15 protein-coding genes are annotated in these 20,181 nt (G+C 72.2%); 2 read left to right on the top strand and 13 right to left on the bottom strand.

Annotated elements, in window-relative coordinates:
* Window positions 1-13: 13 nt before the first annotated feature.
* The 6 genes from ACRAKH_RS14750 to fabG form a co-directional block, all read right to left on the bottom strand.
* A complete protein-coding gene (locus ACRAKH_RS14750) occupies window positions 14-1,702 on the bottom strand; it encodes a glycoside hydrolase family 6 protein (RefSeq protein WP_380721651.1) in 1,689 nt (562 codons plus the stop codon).
* A gap of 558 nt (window positions 1,703-2,260) precedes the next feature.
* Entirely contained in the window at window positions 2,261-3,058 is a 798-nt protein-coding gene (locus ACRAKH_RS14745; protein ID WP_447009880.1) for a hypothetical protein, read from the bottom strand.
* Between the two features lie 32 nt (window positions 3,059-3,090).
* Window positions 3,091-3,564 carry a YcxB family protein gene (locus ACRAKH_RS14740; protein ID WP_380729925.1) on the bottom strand — a complete coding sequence of 158 codons (474 nt, stop codon included), beginning with the start codon at window positions 3,562-3,564 and terminating at the stop codon, window positions 3,091-3,093.
* Window positions 3,561-4,589 (bottom strand): ferrochelatase, encoded by a 1,029-nt coding sequence (locus ACRAKH_RS14735; protein ID WP_380729923.1) that lies wholly within the window; start codon window positions 4,587-4,589, stop codon window positions 3,561-3,563. The genes ACRAKH_RS14740 and ACRAKH_RS14735 overlap by 4 nt, the downstream gene beginning before the upstream one ends.
* Before the next feature lie 91 nt (window positions 4,590-4,680).
* Window positions 4,681-5,448, bottom strand: coding sequence for an enoyl-ACP reductase FabI (gene fabI, locus ACRAKH_RS14730; RefSeq protein WP_380729921.1), 768 nt, complete (start codon window positions 5,446-5,448; stop codon window positions 4,681-4,683).
* A gap of 50 nt (window positions 5,449-5,498) precedes the next feature.
* Entirely contained in the window at window positions 5,499-6,203 is a 705-nt protein-coding gene (gene fabG / locus ACRAKH_RS14725) for a 3-oxoacyl-ACP reductase FabG (RefSeq protein ID WP_380729918.1), read from the bottom strand.
* A gap of 93 nt (window positions 6,204-6,296) precedes the next feature.
* Here fabG and ACRAKH_RS14720 point away from each other — a divergent pair, with 93 nt between their 5' ends.
* Both ACRAKH_RS14720 and ACRAKH_RS14715 read left to right on the top strand, forming a co-directional pair.
* The gene (locus ACRAKH_RS14720; RefSeq protein WP_447009879.1) at window positions 6,297-8,936 is read left to right on the top strand and encodes an FAD-binding and (Fe-S)-binding domain-containing protein; all 2,640 of its coding nucleotides are present in this window, start codon (window positions 6,297-6,299) and stop codon (window positions 8,934-8,936) included.
* An 80-nt stretch (window positions 8,937-9,016) separates the two neighbouring features.
* Window positions 9,017-10,585, top strand: coding sequence for an alanine/glycine:cation symporter family protein (locus ACRAKH_RS14715; RefSeq protein WP_380724282.1), 1,569 nt, complete (start codon window positions 9,017-9,019; stop codon window positions 10,583-10,585).
* Window positions 10,586-10,625: 40 nt separating this feature from the next.
* On the opposite strand, the gene cutA is transcribed toward ACRAKH_RS14715, so the two are convergent.
* The 7 genes from cutA to ACRAKH_RS14680 all read right to left on the bottom strand — a co-directional run bounded on the left by cutA (window position 10,626) and on the right by ACRAKH_RS14680 (window position 20,087).
* Window positions 10,626-10,955 (bottom strand): divalent-cation tolerance protein CutA, encoded by a 330-nt coding sequence (gene cutA / locus ACRAKH_RS14710; RefSeq protein WP_380724281.1) that lies wholly within the window; start codon window positions 10,953-10,955, stop codon window positions 10,626-10,628.
* Complete coding sequence (locus tag ACRAKH_RS14705; RefSeq protein WP_380724280.1) at window positions 10,952-12,922, bottom strand: beta-galactosidase; 1,971 nt, start codon at window positions 12,920-12,922, stop codon at window positions 10,952-10,954. The genes cutA and ACRAKH_RS14705 overlap by 4 nt, the downstream gene beginning before the upstream one ends.
* Window positions 12,919-13,857: a carbohydrate ABC transporter permease gene (locus ACRAKH_RS14700; RefSeq protein ID WP_380724279.1), complete on the bottom strand. Its 939-nt coding sequence runs from the start codon at window positions 13,855-13,857 to the stop codon at window positions 12,919-12,921. The genes ACRAKH_RS14705 and ACRAKH_RS14700 overlap by 4 nt, the downstream gene beginning before the upstream one ends.
* On the bottom strand, window positions 13,854-14,828 hold the full coding sequence (locus ACRAKH_RS14695) for an ABC transporter permease (protein ID WP_380724278.1): 975 nt from the start codon (window positions 14,826-14,828) through the stop codon (window positions 13,854-13,856). Before ACRAKH_RS14695 ends, ACRAKH_RS14700 begins: the two co-directional genes overlap by 4 nt.
* Window positions 14,815-16,434 carry an extracellular solute-binding protein gene (locus ACRAKH_RS14690; RefSeq protein ID WP_380724277.1) on the bottom strand — a complete coding sequence of 540 codons (1,620 nt, stop codon included), beginning with the start codon at window positions 16,432-16,434 and terminating at the stop codon, window positions 14,815-14,817. Before ACRAKH_RS14690 ends, ACRAKH_RS14695 begins: the two co-directional genes overlap by 14 nt.
* Before the next feature lie 109 nt (window positions 16,435-16,543).
* Window positions 16,544-17,542, bottom strand: coding sequence for a LacI family DNA-binding transcriptional regulator (locus ACRAKH_RS14685; RefSeq protein WP_380724276.1), 999 nt, complete (start codon window positions 17,540-17,542; stop codon window positions 16,544-16,546).
* Between the two features lies 1 nt (window position 17,543).
* Window positions 17,544-20,087 (bottom strand): beta-glucosidase family protein, encoded by a 2,544-nt coding sequence (locus ACRAKH_RS14680; RefSeq protein ID WP_380724275.1) that lies wholly within the window; start codon window positions 20,085-20,087, stop codon window positions 17,544-17,546.
* Between the last annotated feature and the right edge of the window lie 94 nt (window positions 20,088-20,181).

Here is a 20,181-nt window from a genome sequence, read left to right as displayed (position 1 = left end):
AGTCACCCGATGGTCACAGCGCCGGGTAGGCGTTGCGCATGAGCTCCTGGAACTGGGCCGAGAACCAGTGGCCCGACACCGGGGCGTTCGGCAGCGCACCCGAGGGGTTGTTGCCGTTGCGGACGTTGCCGGTGTACGTCGGGTCGCACATCCGGTCGAAGCCCTTGCCCTCGTTGTTCGGGATCTCGGTGCTCGAGCCGTCGGACTCGCCCGGCGGCTTGATCCAGACGTAGGCGTCGATACCGGGCTTCGGCGCCGCCTTCGGACGCTCGCCCAGGCCGGCACCGGACTGGTTGCACCAGTTGCCCTTCTGGTAGCGGCGGTCGATGCGCGACTCGTTCACGTACGCGTCCGCGGTGGTCGCGGTCGACTTCGCGGTGGGCCGGTTCGGGCCGCCCCAGCCGTTGCGCGAGGTGTCGATCAGCATGCCGATGCCGCTGTCGAAGCCCTGCTTGACGAGCTCGGCGCGCATCGCCGTGGCGAAGCCCAGCTCACCGTTGAAGTCGTTCCAGTCGACCCACTTGGCCTGTTCCTTCACCGGACGGCCACCGACCACGTCGTCCACCGTCCAGTACGGCTCCTCCAGCGCGGAGTAGTTCGCCGTGTTGGTGATGAAGCCGTGGATCTTGTCCTTGGTGGCGCCGTTCTTGCCCAGCAGCGACGCGAACATCTTGGCCGAGGAGTAGAAGTTGTCGTACTCCGGGACCGTGTCACCCCACCCGATCCAGCCGTGGTGGCCGGAGTCGATGTAGTTGTAGACGTTCGGGATGGCGCCCAGCTTGCCGATGGCGTACGAGACACCCTCGACGTAGTTGCCGTTCGCCTTCATGACGTCGCAGTTCGGCGTGGCGGTCGCACGCGGCGACACGTTGGTGACCAGGTTCGGCAGCGAGTCGATCTCGATGACCGCGACGATGCGCAGCTTCGAGTACTCCGGCCGGGACACGATGCTGGAGATCACATCGATGTACTCGGTCTTGTAGCGGCCGATCTCTGTCGGGCCCAGCTCACCGTTCGAGGCCAGCGCGGCGCAGTCGCGGCCGGGCAGGTTGTAGACGACGAACTGGAAGACCAGCTGACCGTCCGCACGGGCGGCGCGCTGCTTCTCGGCCTCGTTCAGGTGGTCGGCCAGACCCATGCTGCCGGTGGTCGGCGAGCCGTTGCCGGCGATCGCGCTGATCCGGTCCATCCACACACCGGTCGGCTGGTTCGCGATGCGCGAGCCACCCGGCTCGGCGGCGGCCAGGCGCGACCACTGCGGGTTCACGTACACGCCCGCGCCCACGTACGGGTTGTCGACCCGCGGACCACCGGGGTTGGTACCCGTGGTGGTGGTCGTCGTGGTCGTCGTCGTCGTGGTGGTGGTCGTGGTGGTGGTCGTGGTCGTCGTGTCGATCGACCCCGTGCACACCGTGCCGTTCAACCGGAACTGCGTGGGGGCCGGGTTGGACCCGGTCCACGAGCCGTTGAAGCCGGGCGTCACCGAAGCGCCGGTGCCGAGGTTGCCGGCCCAGGAGGGGTTGCGGACCGTCACGCGGCTCCCGGACTGGGAGAACGTGCCGTTCCAACCCTGCTGGACCCGCTGGCCGGCGGCGAAGTCCCACTCCAGCGTCCAACCGCCGGAAATGGCGTCACCGAGGTTGGTGACCGTGACGTTGGCGCCGAATCCGCCTTGCCACTGGCTACTGATCTGGTACGACACCCGGCACCCGGGGGCGGCGTTGGCGGTGGCCGTCGAAGCCACCACCCCGGCAACGGACAGAGCCGCCACCGAGGTCACCGCCAATGCCCCGGTGAGTTTCCGTGATCGTACGAATGTGCGCAGACTCATGCATCGCCTCCTTGCGTGCAACCCGCCATCTGGGAGCGCTCCCAGCGAATCCGCCGAATCGGGATTCGACGCAAGACCGAATCAGGGTGGCTGGGAGCGCTCCCAGACGTACCGTAACGCACGACACCTCGTGTTGACGAGGGGTTGACCTGGACATAATCCGCGTCCTCATCGGCCGTCGGAACCGGTCCCGGTCCCACTACCTGCGATTTCAGCCCTTCGGACGTCGATGGATTTGTCCGCCCCGCTTCGGCCGGAATCGATTCGGAGGGCAAATGGCAGCCGGCCCGATCACCTGTTCAGCCGATTGCCCGGGCAGCCGGGGAGCGGTCGTGCGTCGAATATTCGATTGGTTCTCCGGCGGTCGAACCCGCGCAAATATTTCGCAGATCGCCGAATGACTGTCGAACATTCGACGGCATTACCGCCCTAATGGCGGCCGGCGCCTTGATCCGAAAGGACGCGGACGGCCTCGTCCACGGCCGCGAGCCGAGCCCGCCGCACCGCCTCCGACAGCGGCCGCAGCGCCTCGTCCCTGGCCCGCGTCGCGGTCGCCGAGACCGCGCTGCCCGGCGCGTCGGACGCCGCCACGGTCAGGATCGCGGCCACCTCCGCGGCCCGCTGGAGCACGCGCAGCGCCCGCGGCGGCATCCCGGCGGGCCAGTCCAGCTTCGCCTGGTCGGCGGACAGCGCGGCGATCTCCGCGCGCACGTTCGGCCGGTGCCGCGCCACGTCGAGGGTCACCAGCGCCGTGGCGGCCTCGCGCATCGCCGACGCCAACCCGTGCTCGGCCTCGCCGATCGGCACGTGCTCCGCGCCGGAGGAGGAGGGCAGGTCGAACACGGTCCACCGCAGCACGCCGTCGGCCACCAGGCTCGGCACGAGACCGACGCCGACGTCCGGCAGCACGGCGGCCTGCCCCGCGCGCAGCGCGCACTTGCCCAGCGCGCCGTTGCCGCCCAGCCCGCGCACGTCGCCGGGCACGGGCATCACCAGCCGGGCCGCGGTGGCGGAGGCGCGGCGCAACGACGCCAGCAGCAGGGCGGGACCGACCGGGGCCTCGTCGGGGCCGGGCAGGTCGAGCGCGGTCGCGGTGCCGTCGTCGTCGGCCACCACTTCGTGCAGCTCGGCCCAGAACCCCAGGGCGTCGAGGACGTCGTCTGCCGCGGCCGCTCCATGCAGCCAGGCCGACGTCCAGACGACCAGCGTCGCACTCGCACAGGACACGCCTGCCGAGGGTACGCGGGGCGGGTGACCGCTCAGGCCGCCGGGCCGACGCGGTCCACGAGCAGGGACCGGAACGTCGCCACCGCGTCGGCGTCGGCGAACGCGCGGTGCGGCACCGCGTACACGGCCGTGGTGTCGGTCTTGAGCACGAAGCCGCGCGCGGTCTCAGTCCAGCCGGGCAGCTCCGCCCAGCTCAGCTCGCTGCGGGCGGCATCGCCGACGGACATCCGCAGCGAGTGCGCGTCGGCCGTGCCGGTCACGGTCTTGGCGGCGAGCGGGTGGTTGTGGAAGTTCACCGCGGTGCCGACCGGCACGAGTGCGATGATGATCACAGCGAGGGCGAGCCCGAAGACGCCGGCCCACGTCATGCCCATCGCCAGCACGACGACGCCGAGCACGGCCAGGGCCGCGGCGAACCACGGCGCCCACCGGTACAGCGGCACGGCGATGCGCAGCGCGTCGCGCCAGTCCGCGGGCCGGGGCGACCAGCTGAAGTCCACGCTCACCGAGCCGTCCCCGCGGCGGGCCGCTTCGCCGGCTCGCAGCACAGCGGGGCGCAGAACGCGCCGTTCGCGGTGCACCCGGCGACCGGGAAGTCCGAGAGCTTGCGCTGCGGCGCGCCCGTCAGGTGCTCGGCGACCAGCTCGGCGACCAGCTCGGCGAACCGGGGGTCGTCGTTGGGGGTGGCGGCGCGGGCGAAGCCCATGCCCAGCTCCTGGGCGCGCTCGCGGGCCTCGGTGTCGAGGTCCCACACCACTTCCAGGTGGTCGCTGACGAACCCGATCGGGCAGACGACCACGTTGCGCACGCCCTTGTCGTACAGTGCCTCGACGTGGTCCACGATGTCCGGTTCCAGCCACGGGACCTGCGGCGGCCCGGACCGCGACTGCCAAACCACGTCGTGCTCCGGCGCGCCCACGGCGTCCGCGACCAGCCGGGACGCCTCGGCGACCTGCCGCGAGTACCGGTGGCCGCCCTCCTCGGGCGGTCCGGCGGCCTTGTCCGCCGACACCGGCACCGAGTGCGCGGTGAACACGAGGCGGTAGTCGGCGAAGTCGCGGGCGGCGGCGCGCACGGCGTCCGCGAACGACTCGACGAACAGCGGGTGGTCGAAGAACTGGCGCAGCTTCACGAGCTCGGGCGCGTCCGGCACGGCGGCGCGGGCCCGCAGGATGTCCTCGTCGTACTGGCGGCACGCCGAGTAGCCGCCGTAGGCGCTGGTCGGGAAGACGAGCGCGCGCGTGACGCCGTCGGCCTTCATCTCGGCGAGGGTGTCCTCGACCATCGGGTGCCAGTTGCGGTTGCCGAAGTAGACCGGCAGGTCGATCCGGCCGCGCACGGCGTCGATCGCGGCGCGGTTGAGCGCGTTGATCGGCGAGACGCCGCCGAAGTGCTGGTAGTGCTGCTCGACCTCGTCCAGCCGCTCGGGCGGCACACCTCGCCCCCTGGTCACGTTCTCCAGGAAGGGGCGGACGTCGTCGGGTCCTTCCGGTCCGCCGAAGGACAGCCAGAGCAGCGCGTCGTAACTCACCCCCACATCCTCGCGCCGATGGCCCCGCCCCGCGCAACCGGGTCGGCGTGATCGATCGCACGCCGACCCGGACTCCGTGCGCCGGGGACGGTCAGAGCCCCAGGAAGTGCACGCCGCCGTCCACGAACACCATCGAGCCGGTGGTGGCCGGGAACCAGTCGGACAGCAGGCCGCAGACGGACTGGGCGACCGGCGTCGGGTCGTTCACGTCCCAGCCGAGCGGGGCCTTCTCGCCCCACATGGCCTCCAGGTCCGCGAAGCCGGGGATCGACTTGGCGGCCATGGTGCGCACCGGGCCGGCCGAGATGAGGTTGACCCGGATGCCCTGCGGGCCGAGGTCGCGCGCCAGGTAGCGGTTGATCGACTCGAACGCCGCCTTCGCCGCGCCCATCCAGTTGTAGGCGGGCCACGCCTGGCGGGCGTCGAAGTCGAGGCCGACCACGGACGCGCCGCGGCCCATCAGCGGCAGCGTGGCCTGCACCAGCGCCTTGTACGAGTACGCGGAGACGTGCATGGCGGTGGCCACGTCCTCCCACGGCGCGTCCATGAACGGCGCGCCGAGGCACGACGGCGGCGCGTAGCCGATGGCGTGCACGACGCCGTCGAGGCCGTCGACGTGCTCGCGGACCCGGTCGGCCAGCGTGTCCAGGTGCTCCTGGTTCTGCACGTCCAGCTCGACCACCGGCGCGGGCTGGGGCAGGCGCCTGGCGATGCGCTCCACGAGGCTCATCCGGCCGAAGCCGGTGAGCACGACCTGGGCGCCCTGCTCCTGCGCGACCCTGGCCACGTGGAAGGCGATCGACGCGTCCGTGATCACGCCGGTGATCAGCAGCCGCTTGCCTTCGAGCAGTCCCGTCACTGAAACGTCCTCCGAGATGTTGTGCTGGTGGTGGAGAGCCGGTGGGCCGTTCAGTGCCCCATGCCGAGGCCGCCGTCGACCGGCAGCACCGCGCCGGTGATGTAGGCGGCGGCGTCGGAGGCGAGGAACGTGACGGCGGCGGCGATCTCGTCGGTGGTGCCGTAGCGGCCCGACGGCACCTGGGCGAGGATCTGGTTCTTCCGCTCCTCGGGCAGCGCGTCGGTCATGTCCGTGGTGATGAACCCCGGCGCGACGACGTTCGCGGTGATGTTGCGGGAGCCCAGCTCGCGGGCGATCGAGCGGGCCACGCCGACCAGGCCCGCCTTGCTGGCCGCGTAGTTGACCTGGCCCGCGCCGCCGGTCAGGCCGACGACGGACGAGATGAACACGATCCGGCCGTAGCGCTTGCGCAGCATGCCGCGCGACGCGCGCTGGGCCACCCGGAACGCGCCGGTCAGGTTGGCGTCGAGGACGCGGGTGAACTGGTCGTCGGTCATCCGCAGCAGGAGGGTGTCGTCGGTGATGCCGGCGTTGGCCACGACCACCTCGACCGGCCCGTGCGCGGCCTCCACCTCGGCGAACGCGGCGTCGACCTCGGCGGAACTGGTCACGTCGCACTTGACGCCGAGCAGGCCCTCGGGCGCGCCGGAGCCGCGGTGGGTCACCGCGACCTTGTCGCCCTGCGCGGCGAACGCCCGCGCGATCGCCAGACCGATGCCCCGGTTGCCGCCGGTGACCAGAACGGACCTCGACACACTTGCTCCCATCGCTGCTGGTTGATGCGGGCGAGGCTATCTGCTACCCCCAAGTACGCCACCATCGGCCGGTGGTGGATCACAATCGGTCCCGTGACCGGTTTCGCGGATCGACTCCGGGCCGAGGTGGACGGCGACGTGCTCGCCGACCCCGCCGGCCGCGCCCTCTACTCCACCGACGCCTCCAACTACCGCCACGTGCCGGTGGCGGTGGTGAGGCCCAGGTCGGTGGACGGGGTGGTGGCCGCGGTCGCGGTCGCGGTCGAGCACGGCGTGCCGATCACGAACCGGGGCGCGGGCACGTCGATCGCGGGCAACGCGGCGGGCGCGGGGCTGGTGATCGACTTCTCCCGGTACCTCGACCGGGTGATCTCGGTGGACCCGGTCGAGCGACTCGCGGTGGTGCAGCCGGGCGTGGTGCTGGACCGGCTCAACGACGCGGCGCGGCCGCACGGGCTGGTGTTCGGGCCGGACCCGTCCACGCACTCGCGGTGCACGCTCGGCGGCATGATCGGCAACGACGCGTGCGGCGCGCACTCCGTCGCGTGGGGCAAGACCAGCGACAACGTGCAGGCGCTCGACGTGCTGCTGGCTGACGGCCGCCGGTTCGACACGCGCACTCCCCCGCCGCTGGACCTGCCGGACGTCGACCCGGCGTGGTTCCCGGCGCTGGACCGGCGCGTGTCGGGGTACCGGCTGGACGCGCTGCCGGACCTGACCAGGGCGTTGGTCGGCTCGGAGGGCACGTGCGCGACCGTGCTGGGCGCGACCGTGCGGCTGGTGGAGTCGCCGCCGCGGCGGGTGCTGGCGGTGCTGGGGTTCGACGGCCCGTACGACGCCGCCGACCTGGCCCCTGCGCTGCGCGAGCTGGACGTGCTGACGATCGAGGGCCTGGACGAGCAGCTGGCGCGGGCGGCGGGCGAGTCGCGGCGGCTGCTGCCGCCCGGGCGGAGCTGGCTGTTCGTGGAGGCGGCCGAGGACTCCGCCGCGCACGCCGCCGCCGCGCTCGCGCCGCACTCGACCGTGGTCACCGACCCGCGGCGGCAGCGCGCGCTGTGGCGGGTGCGCGAGGACGGCGCCGGCCTGGCGACGCGGATGGCGGACGGCGGCGAGGCGTGGTCGGGGTGGGAGGACGCGGCCGTGCCGCCCGAGCGGCTGGGCGCGTACCTGCGGGAGTTCGACGCGCTGCTGGCCGGGCACGGCCGGCGCGGCGTCACGTACGGGCACTACGGCGAGGGCTGCGTGCACGTGCGGATCGACTTCGACTTCCGGCGTGGCCACCGGTCGTTCCTGGAGGACGCGGCGGACCTGGTGGTGGCGCACGGCGGGTCGTTGTCCGGCGAGCACGGCGACGGGCAGGCCCGCTCCGAGCTGCTGCCCCGGATGTACCCGCCGGCCGCGCTGCGGGCGTTCGGGCGGTTCAAGGCGGCGTTCGACCCGGAGAACCGGATGAACCCGGGCCGGATCGTCGAGCCGCTGAAGGTGGACGCGGACCTGCGCGTGCTGGTCGCGCCGCCGGTGATCCCGACGCGGGCGCGGCTGGCGCTGCGGGCCGACGGGGGCGACCTGGCGGCGGCGACGCGGCGGTGCGTCGGCGTGGGCAAGTGCCTGAACACGTCCGGCGGGGTGATGTGCCCGAGCTACCGGGTGACGCGGGAGGAGAAGCACTCGACGCGCGGCCGGGCGCGGCTGCTGTTCGAGATGCTGGGCGGGCAGGTGGTGCGCGGCGGGTGGCGGTCGGAGGAGGTCCGGGACGCGCTGGACCTGTGCCTGGGCTGCAAGGGCTGCAAGCGGGACTGCCCGGTGGACGTCGACATGGCCACCTACAAGGCGGAGTTCCTGCACCACCACTACCGGCGGCGGGTGCGGCCGGCGGCGCACTACTCGATGGGGTGGCTGCCGCTGTGGTTGCGGCTGCGGCTGGTGAACCGGGTCAGCGCCCGGTTGGCCCGGTTCGGCGGCGTGGACCCGGCCCGGCCGCTGCCCGTGCCCGTGCGCTCGTTCCAGTCGCGGTTCCGGCCGGGTGGCGGCGGCGAGCGGGTGCTGCTGTTCCCGGACACGTTCACGAACCACTTCGAGCCGGGCGTCGGGTTCGACGCGGCGGCGGTGCTGGGTCACGCCGGGCAGGGCGTCGAGGTGCCCCGGGGCGCGGTGTGCTGCGGGCTGACCTGGTTCTCGATCGGTCAGCTTGGCGTGGCGCGGCGGGTGGTCCGGCGGACGGCGCGCGTGCTGCGGCCGTGGACGCGGGACGGCGTGCCGGTGGTCGGGCTGGAGCCGAGCTGCACCGCGTTCCTGCGGTCGGACGCCCTGGAGGTCGCGGGCGACGACCCGGACGTGGTGCGGCTGGCCGAGTCGGTGCGCACGTTCGCCGAGCACGTGTCGCCGCTGCTCGAACCCGTGGCCGGCGGGGGTTCGGCGGTGGTGCAGCCGCACTGCCACCAGTACGCGGAGCTGGGGCTCGACGCGGACCGGGAGCTGCTGGCGAAGGCGGGGGTGAGCGCGTCGGTGCTGGAGGGCTGCTGCGGCCTGGCGGGCAACTTCGGCTTCGAGCGCGGCCACCACGACGTGTCGATGGCCGTGGGCGAGCAGGCGCTGTTCCCCGCGGTGCGGACCGCCGGGGCGGGCACGGCGATCGTCGCGGACGGCTTCAGCTGCCGCACCCAGGTCCGCCACGGCACGTCGGCGGAACCCGTCCACACGGCCACGCTGCTGCGGCGGCGGCTGGGGCTCTGACCCCGGCGCCGACGCGAATCCTCAAGAAACCATCAAGTCCTCTTTGTCCTGACTGACGTCTTCGGGTCAACTAGCGGGCCATGACCACGAGTCCCCCCTTGCCGTCATCGACGACGACCGTCCTCGCGGCCGAGAGCGGCACGCTCGCGTCCATCGAAGAGGCCATCAACAAGGCGTTCACGCCGGTCTCCGAGGCCGTGACCAGCTTCATCTTCGCCGAGATCACCGTCTTCGGCGTGACCTTCCCCTGGATCGTCGGCTGGCTCGTGCTGGCCGCCGCGGTCTTCACCACGTACTTCGGCGTCATCCAGCTCCGCGGCTTCGGCACGGCGCTGCGGATCGTGCGTGGCAAGCACAGCAAGCCGGACGACCCCGGCGAGATCAGCCACTTCCAGGCGCTCAGCTCCGCCGTGTCGGGCACCGTCGGCTTGGGCAACATCGCCGGTGTCGGCGTCGCGGTGACCATCGGCGGCGCGGGCGCGACGTTCTGGATGATCGTGTGCGGCCTGCTCGGCATGTGCACGAAGTTCGTCGAGTGCACGCTCGGCGTGAAGTACCGGGACGTGCACGAGGACGGCTCGGTGTCCGGCGGCCCCATGCACTACCTGCGCAAGGGCCTGGCCGAGCGGTTCCCGAACCCGGTCGGCCGCGGGGTCGGTCGGGTGCTCGCCGCCGGCGCGGCGATCATGATCCTGTTCTTCGGGATCGCGGGCGGCAACATGTTCCAGGCCAACCAGACGTTCGCGCAGCTGCGCTCGGTGACCGGTGGCGCGGACGGCCTGCTCGGCGGCGACGGCGCGGCGCTCGTCTTCGGCATCGTGCTCGCGCTGCTGGTCGGCGCGGTCGTCATCGGCGGCATCAAGTCCATCGGCCGGGTGACCGGCAGGCTGGTGCCCGCGATGGCGATCCTCTACGTCTCGGCGTGCCTCATCGTCATCCTGCTGAACATCACCACGATCCCGGACGCGATCGGCCAGATCGTCAGCGGCGCGTTCAGCGCCGACAGCGTCGCGGGAGGCGCTGTCGGCGCGTTGATCGTCGGGTTCCAGCGGGCGGCGTTCTCCAACGAGGCGGGCCTCGGCTCGGCGTCCATCGCGCACTCGGCGGTGAAGACGCGCCGGCCGGTCACCGAGGGGTACGTGGCGCTGCTCGAACCGTTCATCGACACGGTCGTCATCTGCACGATGACCGCGTTGACGATCGTGGTGGCGCAGACCCAGTTCTGGAAGGACGCCCAGGCGACCGTCGCGGCGGGCGGGCCGCGCCCGGACGGCGTCACGGTCACCTCGGAGTCGTTCGGCACCGTGCTGCCGTGGTTCCCGTACGTGCTGACGGTGGCGGTGGTGCTGTTCGCCGTGTCCACGATCATCACGTGGAGCTACTACGGCGAGAAGGCGTGGACCTACCTGTTCGGCAAGAGCAAGGGCAGCGAGACCGCGTACCGCGTGCTGTTCTGCGCGTTCACCGTGGTCGGCTCGGTGCTCACGCTGGGCAGCGTGCTCGACTTCGCCGACGCGGTGCTGTTCACGCTGGCGCTGTTCAACATCATCGGCCTGTACCTGCTCGCGCCGGTGGTGAAGCGGGAGCTGAAGGCGTTCCGCGCGTCGCTCGCCGAGGAGCGCGCGGCGGAGGAGGCCGAGGTCCGGTGACCACGCGGGTGGCGGTCCGCGGGGGCGCGGGCCGCCACCCTCACGTGGCCGGCCGGGTCTCCTCGGTGAGCCACGCGAGGTAGTCGGTGTTGCCGCCGAGCACCGGCAGCGCCAGCACCTCCGGCACGTCGTAGGAGTGCCGCTGCTTCACGAACTCCGTCAGCTCGTCCACCCGGTCGTACGCGGTCTTGATCCACAGCTGCCACTCGCGGTCGTCGTGCAGCTCGCCGTCCCAGCGGTAGACGCTGCGGACCGGGCCGCCGACCTGCACGCACGCCGCCAGGCGGGCCTCCACGATCGCCCGCGCCAACGCGGCGGCGGCGTCCTCGCTGTCGGTGGTGGTGATGACCACGACGTGGTTGTCGCTCATCCACCGGAGGGTAGCGCCGGCGCGAGGGCCGCGACGCCGAACTCCCCGAGCGCCACCGAACCGGTCACCGACGCGCCGGTCAGCAGGTCGACGTGGTCGCCCGGCACGTCGACCCGCACCTCGGACGTCCCGTGGTTGACGACGAACAGCACGTCGCCCCGGCGCACCACCTCCACGCCCCGCGGCGGGCGCGACGCCGGACCGGCCCCGGCCTCCGCCACCACCCGGTCCATCAGGCGTCGCATGAAGTCCGGCGACGGGCGCGTGCCCACGTACCAGGCCGTGCCCGCGCCGTAGCGGTTGCGCAGCACCACGGGCACGCCGTCGGCCCCGGACCCGACCACCGTCGCGACCACCTCGGCGCCCTCGGCGCGCAGGTCGTCGTACCAGAAGTCGGCGGTGAACTCCCCCAGCGACGCCGAGGCGCACGTCAGCACCTCGTCCGGTCCGAGCGGCACCATCTCCTCGACGCGCAGGCCCAGCAGCTCCCGGAACGGCGCCGGGTAGCCGCCGAGGTGGACGCGGTCGTGCTCGTCCACCACGCCGGAGAAGAAGCCCATCACCACCGTCCCGCCGCCGGCCGCGTACGACACCAGCGGCTCGGCGTCGCGCACCAGGTACAGGTTCGGCGCCACCACCAGCCGGTACCCGGACAGGTCCCCCGAGGGGTGCGCGAAGTCGACGGTCACGCCGAGGTCGAACAGCGGCTCGTAGAAGTCCCGCAGCCGCGTGACCAGGTCGAAGTCCCCGGACGGGTGCGCGTCGAGCTGCGCGGCCCACCAGCTCTCCCAGTCCAGCACCACGGCCACCGACGCGGGCACCGGCGCGCCGGCGACCGGGGCCAGCGCCCGGAGGTCCGCGCCGAGCGCCACGACCTCGCGGAACACCCGGCTGTCGGTGCCCGCGTGCGGCACCATCCCGGAGTGGTACTTCTCCGCGCCGCCGCGCGAGGCGCGCCACTGGAAGAAGCACACCGCGTCCGCGCCGCGCGCCACCGCCTGCACGGACTGGGCGCGCAGCTGCCCGGCGGGCTTGGGCGGGTTGCGCCGGCGCCAGTTCACCGCGCTCGCCGCCTGCTCCATCAGCAGCCACGGGCCGCGCTTGAGCGAGCGCATCAGGTCGAAGCTCAACGCGCTCATCACGTGCGACGTCGGGTCGGCCGGGTCGGGGTACCAGTCGTGCGACACGACGTCCTCGTGCCGCGCCAGCTCCCAGTAGTCCATCGGCTGCTGCAGGCCCATGAAGTTCGTGGTCGCCGGCACGTCCGGGGTGACGCGCCGCAGCACGTCCCGCTCGGCCACGAAGCACTCCAGCAACGCGTCCGAGCAGAACCGGGCGAAGTCGAGCCGCTGCGCCGGGTTGATCAGGTAGGGCGCGCGGCGCGGCGGGATCACCTCGGCCCACTCGCCGTAGCGCTGGCTCCAGAACGCGGTGGACCAGGCGTCGTTCAGGGCGTCGAGCGACCCGTGCCGGTCGCGCAGCCACCGCCGGAAGTGCTCGGCGGTGACGTCGCAGTGGCACACCTGGCCCAGTTCGTTGCCGACGTGCCACAGCTTCAGCGCCGGGTGCCCGCCGTACCGCTCCGCCAGGTCCGTGACCAGCGACAACGCGTGCTCCCGGTACACCGGCGAGGACGGGCAGAACTGGTTGCGCGAGCCGTAGGACAGCCGGTGGCCGTCGAAGTCCACCGGCAGCGTCTCCGGGAAGCGGTGCCCGAGCCACGGCGGCGGCGAGGCGGTCGGCGTGGCCAGGAAGACGTCGATCCCGCCCGCGTGCAGCAGGTCGAGCACCCGGTCCAGCCAGCCGAAGTCACGCTCACCCGGCCGGGGTTCGATGCGGGCCCACGAGAACACGCCCACCGTCACGGTGTTGACGCCCGCCCGCCGCATCAGCTCGACGTCCTCGGCCCACACCTCCTCGGGCCACTGCTCCGGGTTGTAGTCGCCGCCGTAGCGCAGGTGCGTCATCCCTTGATCGCCCCCACGATCACTCCCTTGGTGAAGTGCTTCTGCACGAACGGGTAGATCACGAGCACCGGGACCACCGCGAGCACGATCACCGCCATCTTGATCGCGAGCGTGGCGACCACACCGCCCGCGCCGGTCAGCGTCGAGTCGGCCGGGCTCGCGCCCGGGATCGGCTGGCCTTGCAGCACGTACGTGCGCAACACCATCTGCAACGGCCACTTGTCGTTCGAGTTCAGGTACAGGAAGGCGTTGAAGAACGCGTTCCAGTAGCCGACCCCGTAGAACAGCGCGATGACCGCCGTGACGCCCTTGGACAGCGGCAGCACGATCCGGGTCAGCACGCCGAACTCGCTCGCCCCGTCGATGCGCGCGCTGTCGATGACCTCCCGCGGCAGGTTCATGAAGAACGACCGCAGCACCACCAGGTTGAACGCCGCCACCGCGCCGGGCAGGATCAGCGCCGCGTAGGTGTCCAGCAGCCCCAGCGAGTTCACCAGCAGGTAGGTCGGGATCAGGCCCGGCCCGAACAGGAACGTCAGCAGGACCAGGAACAGCAGCGGCCGGTGCGCGAACGAGCCCGGCCGCGACAGCCCGTAGGCGGCCAGCAGCGTGACCACCGTGCTGAAGACCGTGCCGATGACCGTCACGCCCGTGCTGACGACCACCGACCTGGTCACCACGCCACCGGACAGCAGCTCCTCGTACGCGCCGAGGCTGAACCCGTCCGGCACGATCACCAGGCCGCCCGCGGCGGTGATCGTGGCCGCCGGCGACACGCTGGTGACCACCACCACCCATAGCGGGAACAGCACGGCCAGCAGCACCAGCGCGACCAGCACGCCCTTGGCCGCCTGCCCGATCCGGGTGGGCGGCTCGTCCCACACCGGCCGTCGACCCCGCCGCGCCGGGTTCCGGCGCGCGACTGCCGTCGTCATCGCGAGTACACCCCCTGCTCGCCCACCATGTGCGCCACCTTGTTGGCCGCCACCACCAGCGCCAGCCCCACCAGGCCCTTGATCAGGCCCGCCGCGGCGGCGTAGGAGTAGTCGCTGTTCACCACGCCGGTGAAGTACACGTAGGTGTCCAGCACCTCCGCCGCCTCGTGCCCCACCGCGTCGCGTTGCAGCAGGAACTGCTCGAAGCCGACGCTCAGCGCCTCGCCGAGGCGCAGGATCAGCAGCAGCACGATCACCGGGACCAGCGCGGGCAGCGTCACGTGCCACATCCGCCGCCACCGGCCCGCGCCGTCCACCGCCGCCGCCTCGTACAGCGAGGTGTCCACTGTGGACAAGGCGGCCAGGAACACGATCGCGCCCCAGCCCGCGTCCTTCCACACCGACTGGGCCGTCACCAGCGCGATGAACAGGTCCGGGTCGGTCATGATGTCGAACGGCGACGCGCCGTTGGCGCGCAGCAGCTGGTTGAGCACGCCCGCGCCGCCCAGCATCTGCTGGAACAGCGTGATCACCAGCACCCACGAGAAGAAGTGCGGCAGGTAGACCACGCTCTGGACGAGCATCCGCAGCCGCGGGCTCATCAGGCTGTGCACCAGCAGCGCCAGCCCGATCGGCACCGGGAAGTAGAACACCAGCTGGAACCCGGTGATCACCAGCGTGTTCACCGTGGCGTCCCAGAAGTCCGGGTCGTCCAGGATGCGGGCGAAGTTCGCCAGGCCCGCCCACGGGCTCTGGGCCATGCCGACGTACGGCGAGTAGTCCTGGAACGCGACCACGTTGCCCAGCAGCGGCACGTAGTGGAACACGGTGAGCAGCAGGATCGCGGGCGCGACCATCACCAGCAGCACCCAGTCGCGCCGCAGCCTCCGCCGCCAGCCCCCACGTCGGCCGGCGGCTGCCGGCGTGGGCGACTGGACGGGCGGCCGTTCGAGCAGGTCAGCGCCCGGCATCGGAGAGGGCCTTGTCGTAGAACTCGCGCAGCTCGTCGCCACCCGCCTTGCGCCAGTCCTCCGCCAGCTGGTCGATCCCGCTCAGCGGCGTGCGGCCGCGGAGGATGTCGTTGGTCTGGTCCTCGAACCGCTTGGGCAGCTTGGAGAACTCGGCGGGCTCCTCGATCCGCATGCCGAACGTCACCGGGCGGATCTGGTGCCGGTAGGCCTCGGCGTGCCAGGCGTGCTTGGCCTTGACGTAGTCCGGGTACTGGGCGTTGGTGATGGCGTCCGGCGGGGCCGACATGAACCCGTAGGTCAGGGTGACCTCCTTGCGGCCCAGGTCGTTCAGGCCCGGCGCGCCGTGCGCGTCGCGGACGCTGTGCTTGCCCTCGACGCCGTAGTTGACCAGGTAGTGCTCGGTGGTGCCGATGGGCGCGGCGACGAAGTTCGTCAGGCGCAGCAGCTCCTTGATCCGGTCGGGCGAGAGGTCCTTGCGGAACAGCGTCACCATCGCGGTGGGCGCGGACACCGGGTAGCCGGGCTTGCCGCCGTCGTGCGCGAACAGGGGCAGTGCCTCCATGCCGAACTTCGGGTTGATCGGCCGCTGCTGCGTCATCGCCTCGCCCCAGGCGCCCATGCCGTCCTGGTAGATCAGCATCTGGCCGCCCGCGAACAGCTCCTTCAGCCCGGTGGTGTTGCCCGCCACCACGTCCGGGTGCACGAACCCGGCCTCGAACAGGGAGCGGGTGAACTTCACCGCTTCCCGGTAGGCCTCGGTCTCCAGCTGGTTGACGACCTTGCCGGACGAGTCGCGGCTCCAGTCGCCCTGCCCGCCGAACGTCCTGATCATCGAGCGGAACACGTCGCCGACCGCCCACCGGTTGGCGCCGGGGTCGTTGATCTTCTTGCAGAGCTGGAAGAACTCGTCCGCGGTCTTGGGCGCCGTGCCGCCCAGCGGCTCGATGACGTCCCGGCGGTAGAAGAGGGTCTCGGGGAACAGCTCGCCGCGGAACGGCACGCCGTAGAGCCGCCCGCCGTAGACGCACGCGTGCCACGACTCGGTCGGGATGTTCGCCAGCAGCGGGTAGTCCTTGACGTTGTCGCCGCTGAGGAGGTCGGTGAGGTCGGCGAAGACCTGGCCGACGCCCTCGCTGAACCGGGGCGGGATCGTGAACGTCGGCATGACGGTGATCTCGGGCACCTGCTTTGCGGCCACCATCGCGCCGAGCTTCGCCTGGTAGTCCGCGCCCTGCACCTGCTCGAACCTGACCACGCCGCCGATGCGCTGGTTCACGGCGTCCCAGTAGGAGTTCTCCCCCAGCCCGGGCGGGAGCGGCCAGAACGCGGGCGTCATGGCGGTGACCTCGCCGCCGTCGAGCACCTTGTCCTTGACCGCGTCCACCAGGTCGGCGGGGAACTTCAGGTAGCCCGGCACCGAGCCGTTCACGCCGGGCAGGTCCGGCTTGGCGAAGTCCACCGGGTGGTAGGACGGCAGCACCTTGGCCAGCGCGTCCCCGCCCAGCGCGGTGCCGGTGTGCTGGGCGGCCGGCGCGCCGCACCCGACCACCAGCGTGCCGCCGGCCACCGCCGTGAAGGTCAGGAAGCCCCTGCGGTTGAGAATCATCGGACAAACGCCCCTTTGCATCGGATCAGGGAGGGTGCGCGCGTTCGCGCACGGGGAGTCGAAGCGCTTCGAAACGCCGCGCGGCTGCGCGCGGATGAGGCCGCGCGGATCAGCGCGTGGTGCTCGCCCGCTCGGTCAGCCGCGGCGGCAGGAGGGTCAGCGGTGGGGTGGGCGTGCGGTCGAGCTTGGCCATCAGCAGCGCCACCGCGTGGTGGCCCAACTGCTCGGCCGGCACCGCCACCGACGTCAGCGGCGGCATCAGGCGCTCGGCCTGGTCGTCGGGGCAGATCGCGACCACGGCGACGTCGTCGGGCACCTTGCGGCCCAGCGACCGCAGCACCTCGACCACCGACGGCAGCGCGGCCTCGTTGTGCACCACCAGACCCGTCACGGCCGGGTGCCGTTCCAGCAGCCCGGTGATGGCCACGCGCACCGACTCGTGATCGGTCTCCGTGGGCAACGTCGTGGAGGAGACGCCGCGCCGCATCGCGGCCGCGCTGAACCCGGCCATGGTGCGGTGGGCGAACCCGGTGTCGCGCTGGTAGACCGCGCGCGGCGCGCCGACCAACGCCACGTAGGTGTGGCCGAGGTCGGCCAGGTGGTCCACGCACCGCGAGCCCGCCTCGGCGAAGTCGAGGTCCACGCAGGTCAGGCCGGCGGCGTCGGCGGGGAACCCGATGAGCACCGACGGCCGGTCCAGCTCCCGCAGCACGGGCACGCGCTCGTCGTGCATCTCCACGTCCATCACCAGCAGACCGTCGACCTGGGCGCTCCCGGCGACCCGGCGCAGCCCCGCCGCGCCCTGGTCCGCCGTCACCAGCAGCACGTCGTGGTCGTGCCGGCGGGCCGCGTTCGCGACCGCGACGACGAACTGCATCAGCACGGGCATGTGCATGCCCTCGCGCATCGGCAGCACCAGCGCCAGCACGTTGGCGCGGTTGCTGGCCAGCGACCGCGCGCCGGCGTGCGGGTGGTAGCCCAGCGCGCGCACGCTCGCCTCGACCCTGGCCTTGGTGGCCGACGAGATCGAGCGCCGCCCCGTGAGCACGTACGACACCGTGCTCGGCGCGACACCGGCGTGCCGCGCGACATCGGCGATGGTGACCACGTCAGCTCACCTCCCGGACCCGCGTGCCCGCCGCGTCCGCGGTGAGCACCAGTGACGTCCCGTCGACCGACACCCGCGTGCCGGGCGGTCCCGTGCGGGGTTCCGGCGTGACGTCGTGGAAGGAGATCCACGCGCCCTCGCGGGTGAACACCACCTCGTCGTCCACCAGCCGCACCCCGTCGCAGTCGTCGAAGTCCAGCGCCCGCAACGGGCCCGAGCGCGGCCCGATCGCCTCCCCCGGCACGTCGACCACCAGCCGCGACCGGATGTCCCGTGACGACGCGCCGGCCATCAGCTCGTACCGCCCGGCCTCGACCACGCGCCGCCCGGTGGTGACGTCCCAGTGCCACAGGTGCTCGACCGGCAGGTCGACCACCGCCGTCTCGCCCGGCGCGAGGAGCACCCGCCGGAACGACTGGAGCCTGCGCACCGGTTGCGGCACGCGGGAGTCGAGCGCGGCCGAGTACAGCTGCACGACCTCCGCGGCGGCCACGTCACCGGTGTTGGTGACCGACAGCCTCGCCACGCCGTCCGCCCACTCCAGCCCGGAGTGCTCGAAGGTGGTGTAGGTCAGGCCGTGGCCGAACGGGAACAGCGGGTCGCCGGTGAAGTACAGGTACGTGCTGCGCGCGCGGATGATGTCGTAGTCGAGGATGTCGGGCAGGTCGTCGTCGGAGCGGTACCAGGTCTGGGTGAGCCTGCCCGACGGCGAGTACGCGCCGAACAGCGCCTCGGCGACCGCGCGGCCCTGCTCCTGCCCGCCGTGCGCGGTCCACACGATGCCCGGCAGGTGCTCCTCCTCGCCGTCCAACGCGTACGGGTAGCTGCTCACCAGCACCAGCACCGTCTTCGGGTTGGCCTCGCGCACCGCGCGCACCAGGTCCAGCCACGGCAGCCGCACCGTGGTGCGGTCCTGCGTCTCGCGGCCGTTGATGTGCGGGTCGTTGCCCAGCACGAGCACGACCGCGTCGGCCCCGGCCGCCACCGCGACCGCCTCGGCGGTCCCGTCCACGACCAGTTCCACCTCGAACGGCCCGGTGTCGTTGCCGTGCACCTTGTTGTGCAGCACCAGGGCGTCGCCGTCGAAGCGCGGCTCGAACAGCTCGCGCACGTCCCAGCCGCCCGGCGTCGCGGCCTTCGCCACCAGCGAGCCGTCCTCCGCCACGCCGAGGTAGCGGCGGGACCCCACGTCCCGCAACGTCCACACGCCGTCGCCCCAGTCGAAGCGGTCGAACAGCGCCCGCTCCCCCATCGCCACGACGCCGCCGCGCACACCCAGGTAACGGCCGTCCGCCGCGCGCAGCGCGATCCGGTCGACCGCCTCCGAGTACGACACGGAGGCGAAATCCTCCAGCGCCCTGCGGACCGTCACCCGGTACGGCAGCGTGCCGCTGTACCAGTCCTCGAACACCGCGTCGGCGTGCGTCCCGATGACGGCGAGGCGGGCGCCGCGCTCGAACGGCAGCGCGGAGTCGTTGCGCAGCAGCACGACCGCCTGCCGGGCCGCCTCCAGCGCCAGCTCGCCGTGCGAGCCGATGACGTCCGACGTGATCGACGCGTACGGGTTGTCCAGGGCCGGGTCACCGGTCGGCGCGTCGAACTCGCCGAGCCGGAACCGCAGCGCCAGCACGCGCCCGACGGCGCGGTCCACCACCGCCCGGTCCAGCAGGCCGTCCTTGATCGCCGTGGTGACGCTCTCGATCATCAGCGACGGGTCGGCGTCCTGGTCGGTGAAGCTGTCGAGGCCCGCGTTGAGCAGCGCCGCGTGCCCCTCGGCCTGCGTCGGCAGGTAACCCTGCAGCCCGGCCACGTTCGACGGCGCGTAGGCGTCGCTGACGACCGCGAGCCCGTCCGGGGCCCACGTCCGCAGCTCCTCCTCGATCAACGGGCTCAGGTGCGCGGGACGGCCGTTGACCAGGTTGTACGACGGCATCACGGCCACCGCCGCGCCCGCCTCGACCGGACCGCGGAAGCACGGCAGCTCGTACTCGTGCAGCACCCGCGGCCGCAGGTCCGACGACGTGACGCAGCGGTCGTCCTCGTTGTTGTAGCCCAGGAAGTGCTTCAACGTCGGCGCGGTCCGCAGGTACCGCGGGTGGTCGCCGCGCAGGCCCCGGGCGTAGGCGGTGCCCATCGCGGCGGTCAACGTCGGGTCCTCGGAGTAGCCCTCCTCGTTGCGCCCCCAGCGGGGGTCTCGCAGCGGGTTCACCACCGGCGCCCACACGTTCAGGCCGTGCGCGACCGGGTCGCGGTGGTGGAACCCGCGAGCCTCCACGCCGGTCGCCTCGCCGACCCGCCGCACCAGCTCGGTGTCCCACGACGAGGCCAGGCCGACGGCTTGCGGGAACACCGTGGCCGGGCCGAGCCACGCGACGCCGTGCAGCGCCTCCATGCCCGTGTGGAACGCGGCCAGGCCCAGTCTCGGCACGGCGGGCTGGTGCTGGTGCAGCAGCGCCACCTTCTCCTCGTCGGTCAACCGGCCGAGCAGGTCGGACACCCTGGCGTCGACGGGCAGACCCGGATCGCGGAACGGCAGCGGGGCCACAGCACACCTCTCGCGGTCGTCGAATTGTTCGAATGTGCAGCTCACTCAATCGAATCGTTTCGATCGCTGCGAAAACGTCACCGGCCGCGGTCGG

The sequence above is a fragment of the Saccharothrix hoggarensis genome, assembly GCF_052936025.1.
This window is presented reverse-complemented; position numbering and strand designations above follow the sequence as displayed.

Excerpts from the sequence above, each read along its gene's own strand:
- ACRAKH_RS14705 (WP_380724280.1), bottom strand. The coding sequence starts at position 12,922 with ATGACGCACCTGCGCTACGGCGGCGACTACAACCCGGAGCAGTGGCCC.
- ACRAKH_RS14695 (WP_380724278.1), bottom strand. The coding sequence starts at position 14,828 with ATGCCGGGCGCTGACCTGCTCGAACGGCCGCCCGTCCAGTCGCCCACG.
- ACRAKH_RS14700 (WP_380724279.1), bottom strand. The coding sequence starts at position 13,857 with ATGACGACGGCAGTCGCGCGCCGGAACCCGGCGCGGCGGGGTCGACGG.
- ACRAKH_RS14715 (WP_380724282.1), top strand. The coding sequence starts at position 9,017 with ATGACCACGAGTCCCCCCTTGCCGTCATCGACGACGACCGTCCTCGCG.
- ACRAKH_RS14690 (WP_380724277.1), bottom strand. The coding sequence starts at position 16,434 with ATGATTCTCAACCGCAGGGGCTTCCTGACCTTCACGGCGGTGGCCGGC.
- cutA (WP_380724281.1), bottom strand. The coding sequence starts at position 10,955 with ATGAGCGACAACCACGTCGTGGTCATCACCACCACCGACAGCGAGGAC.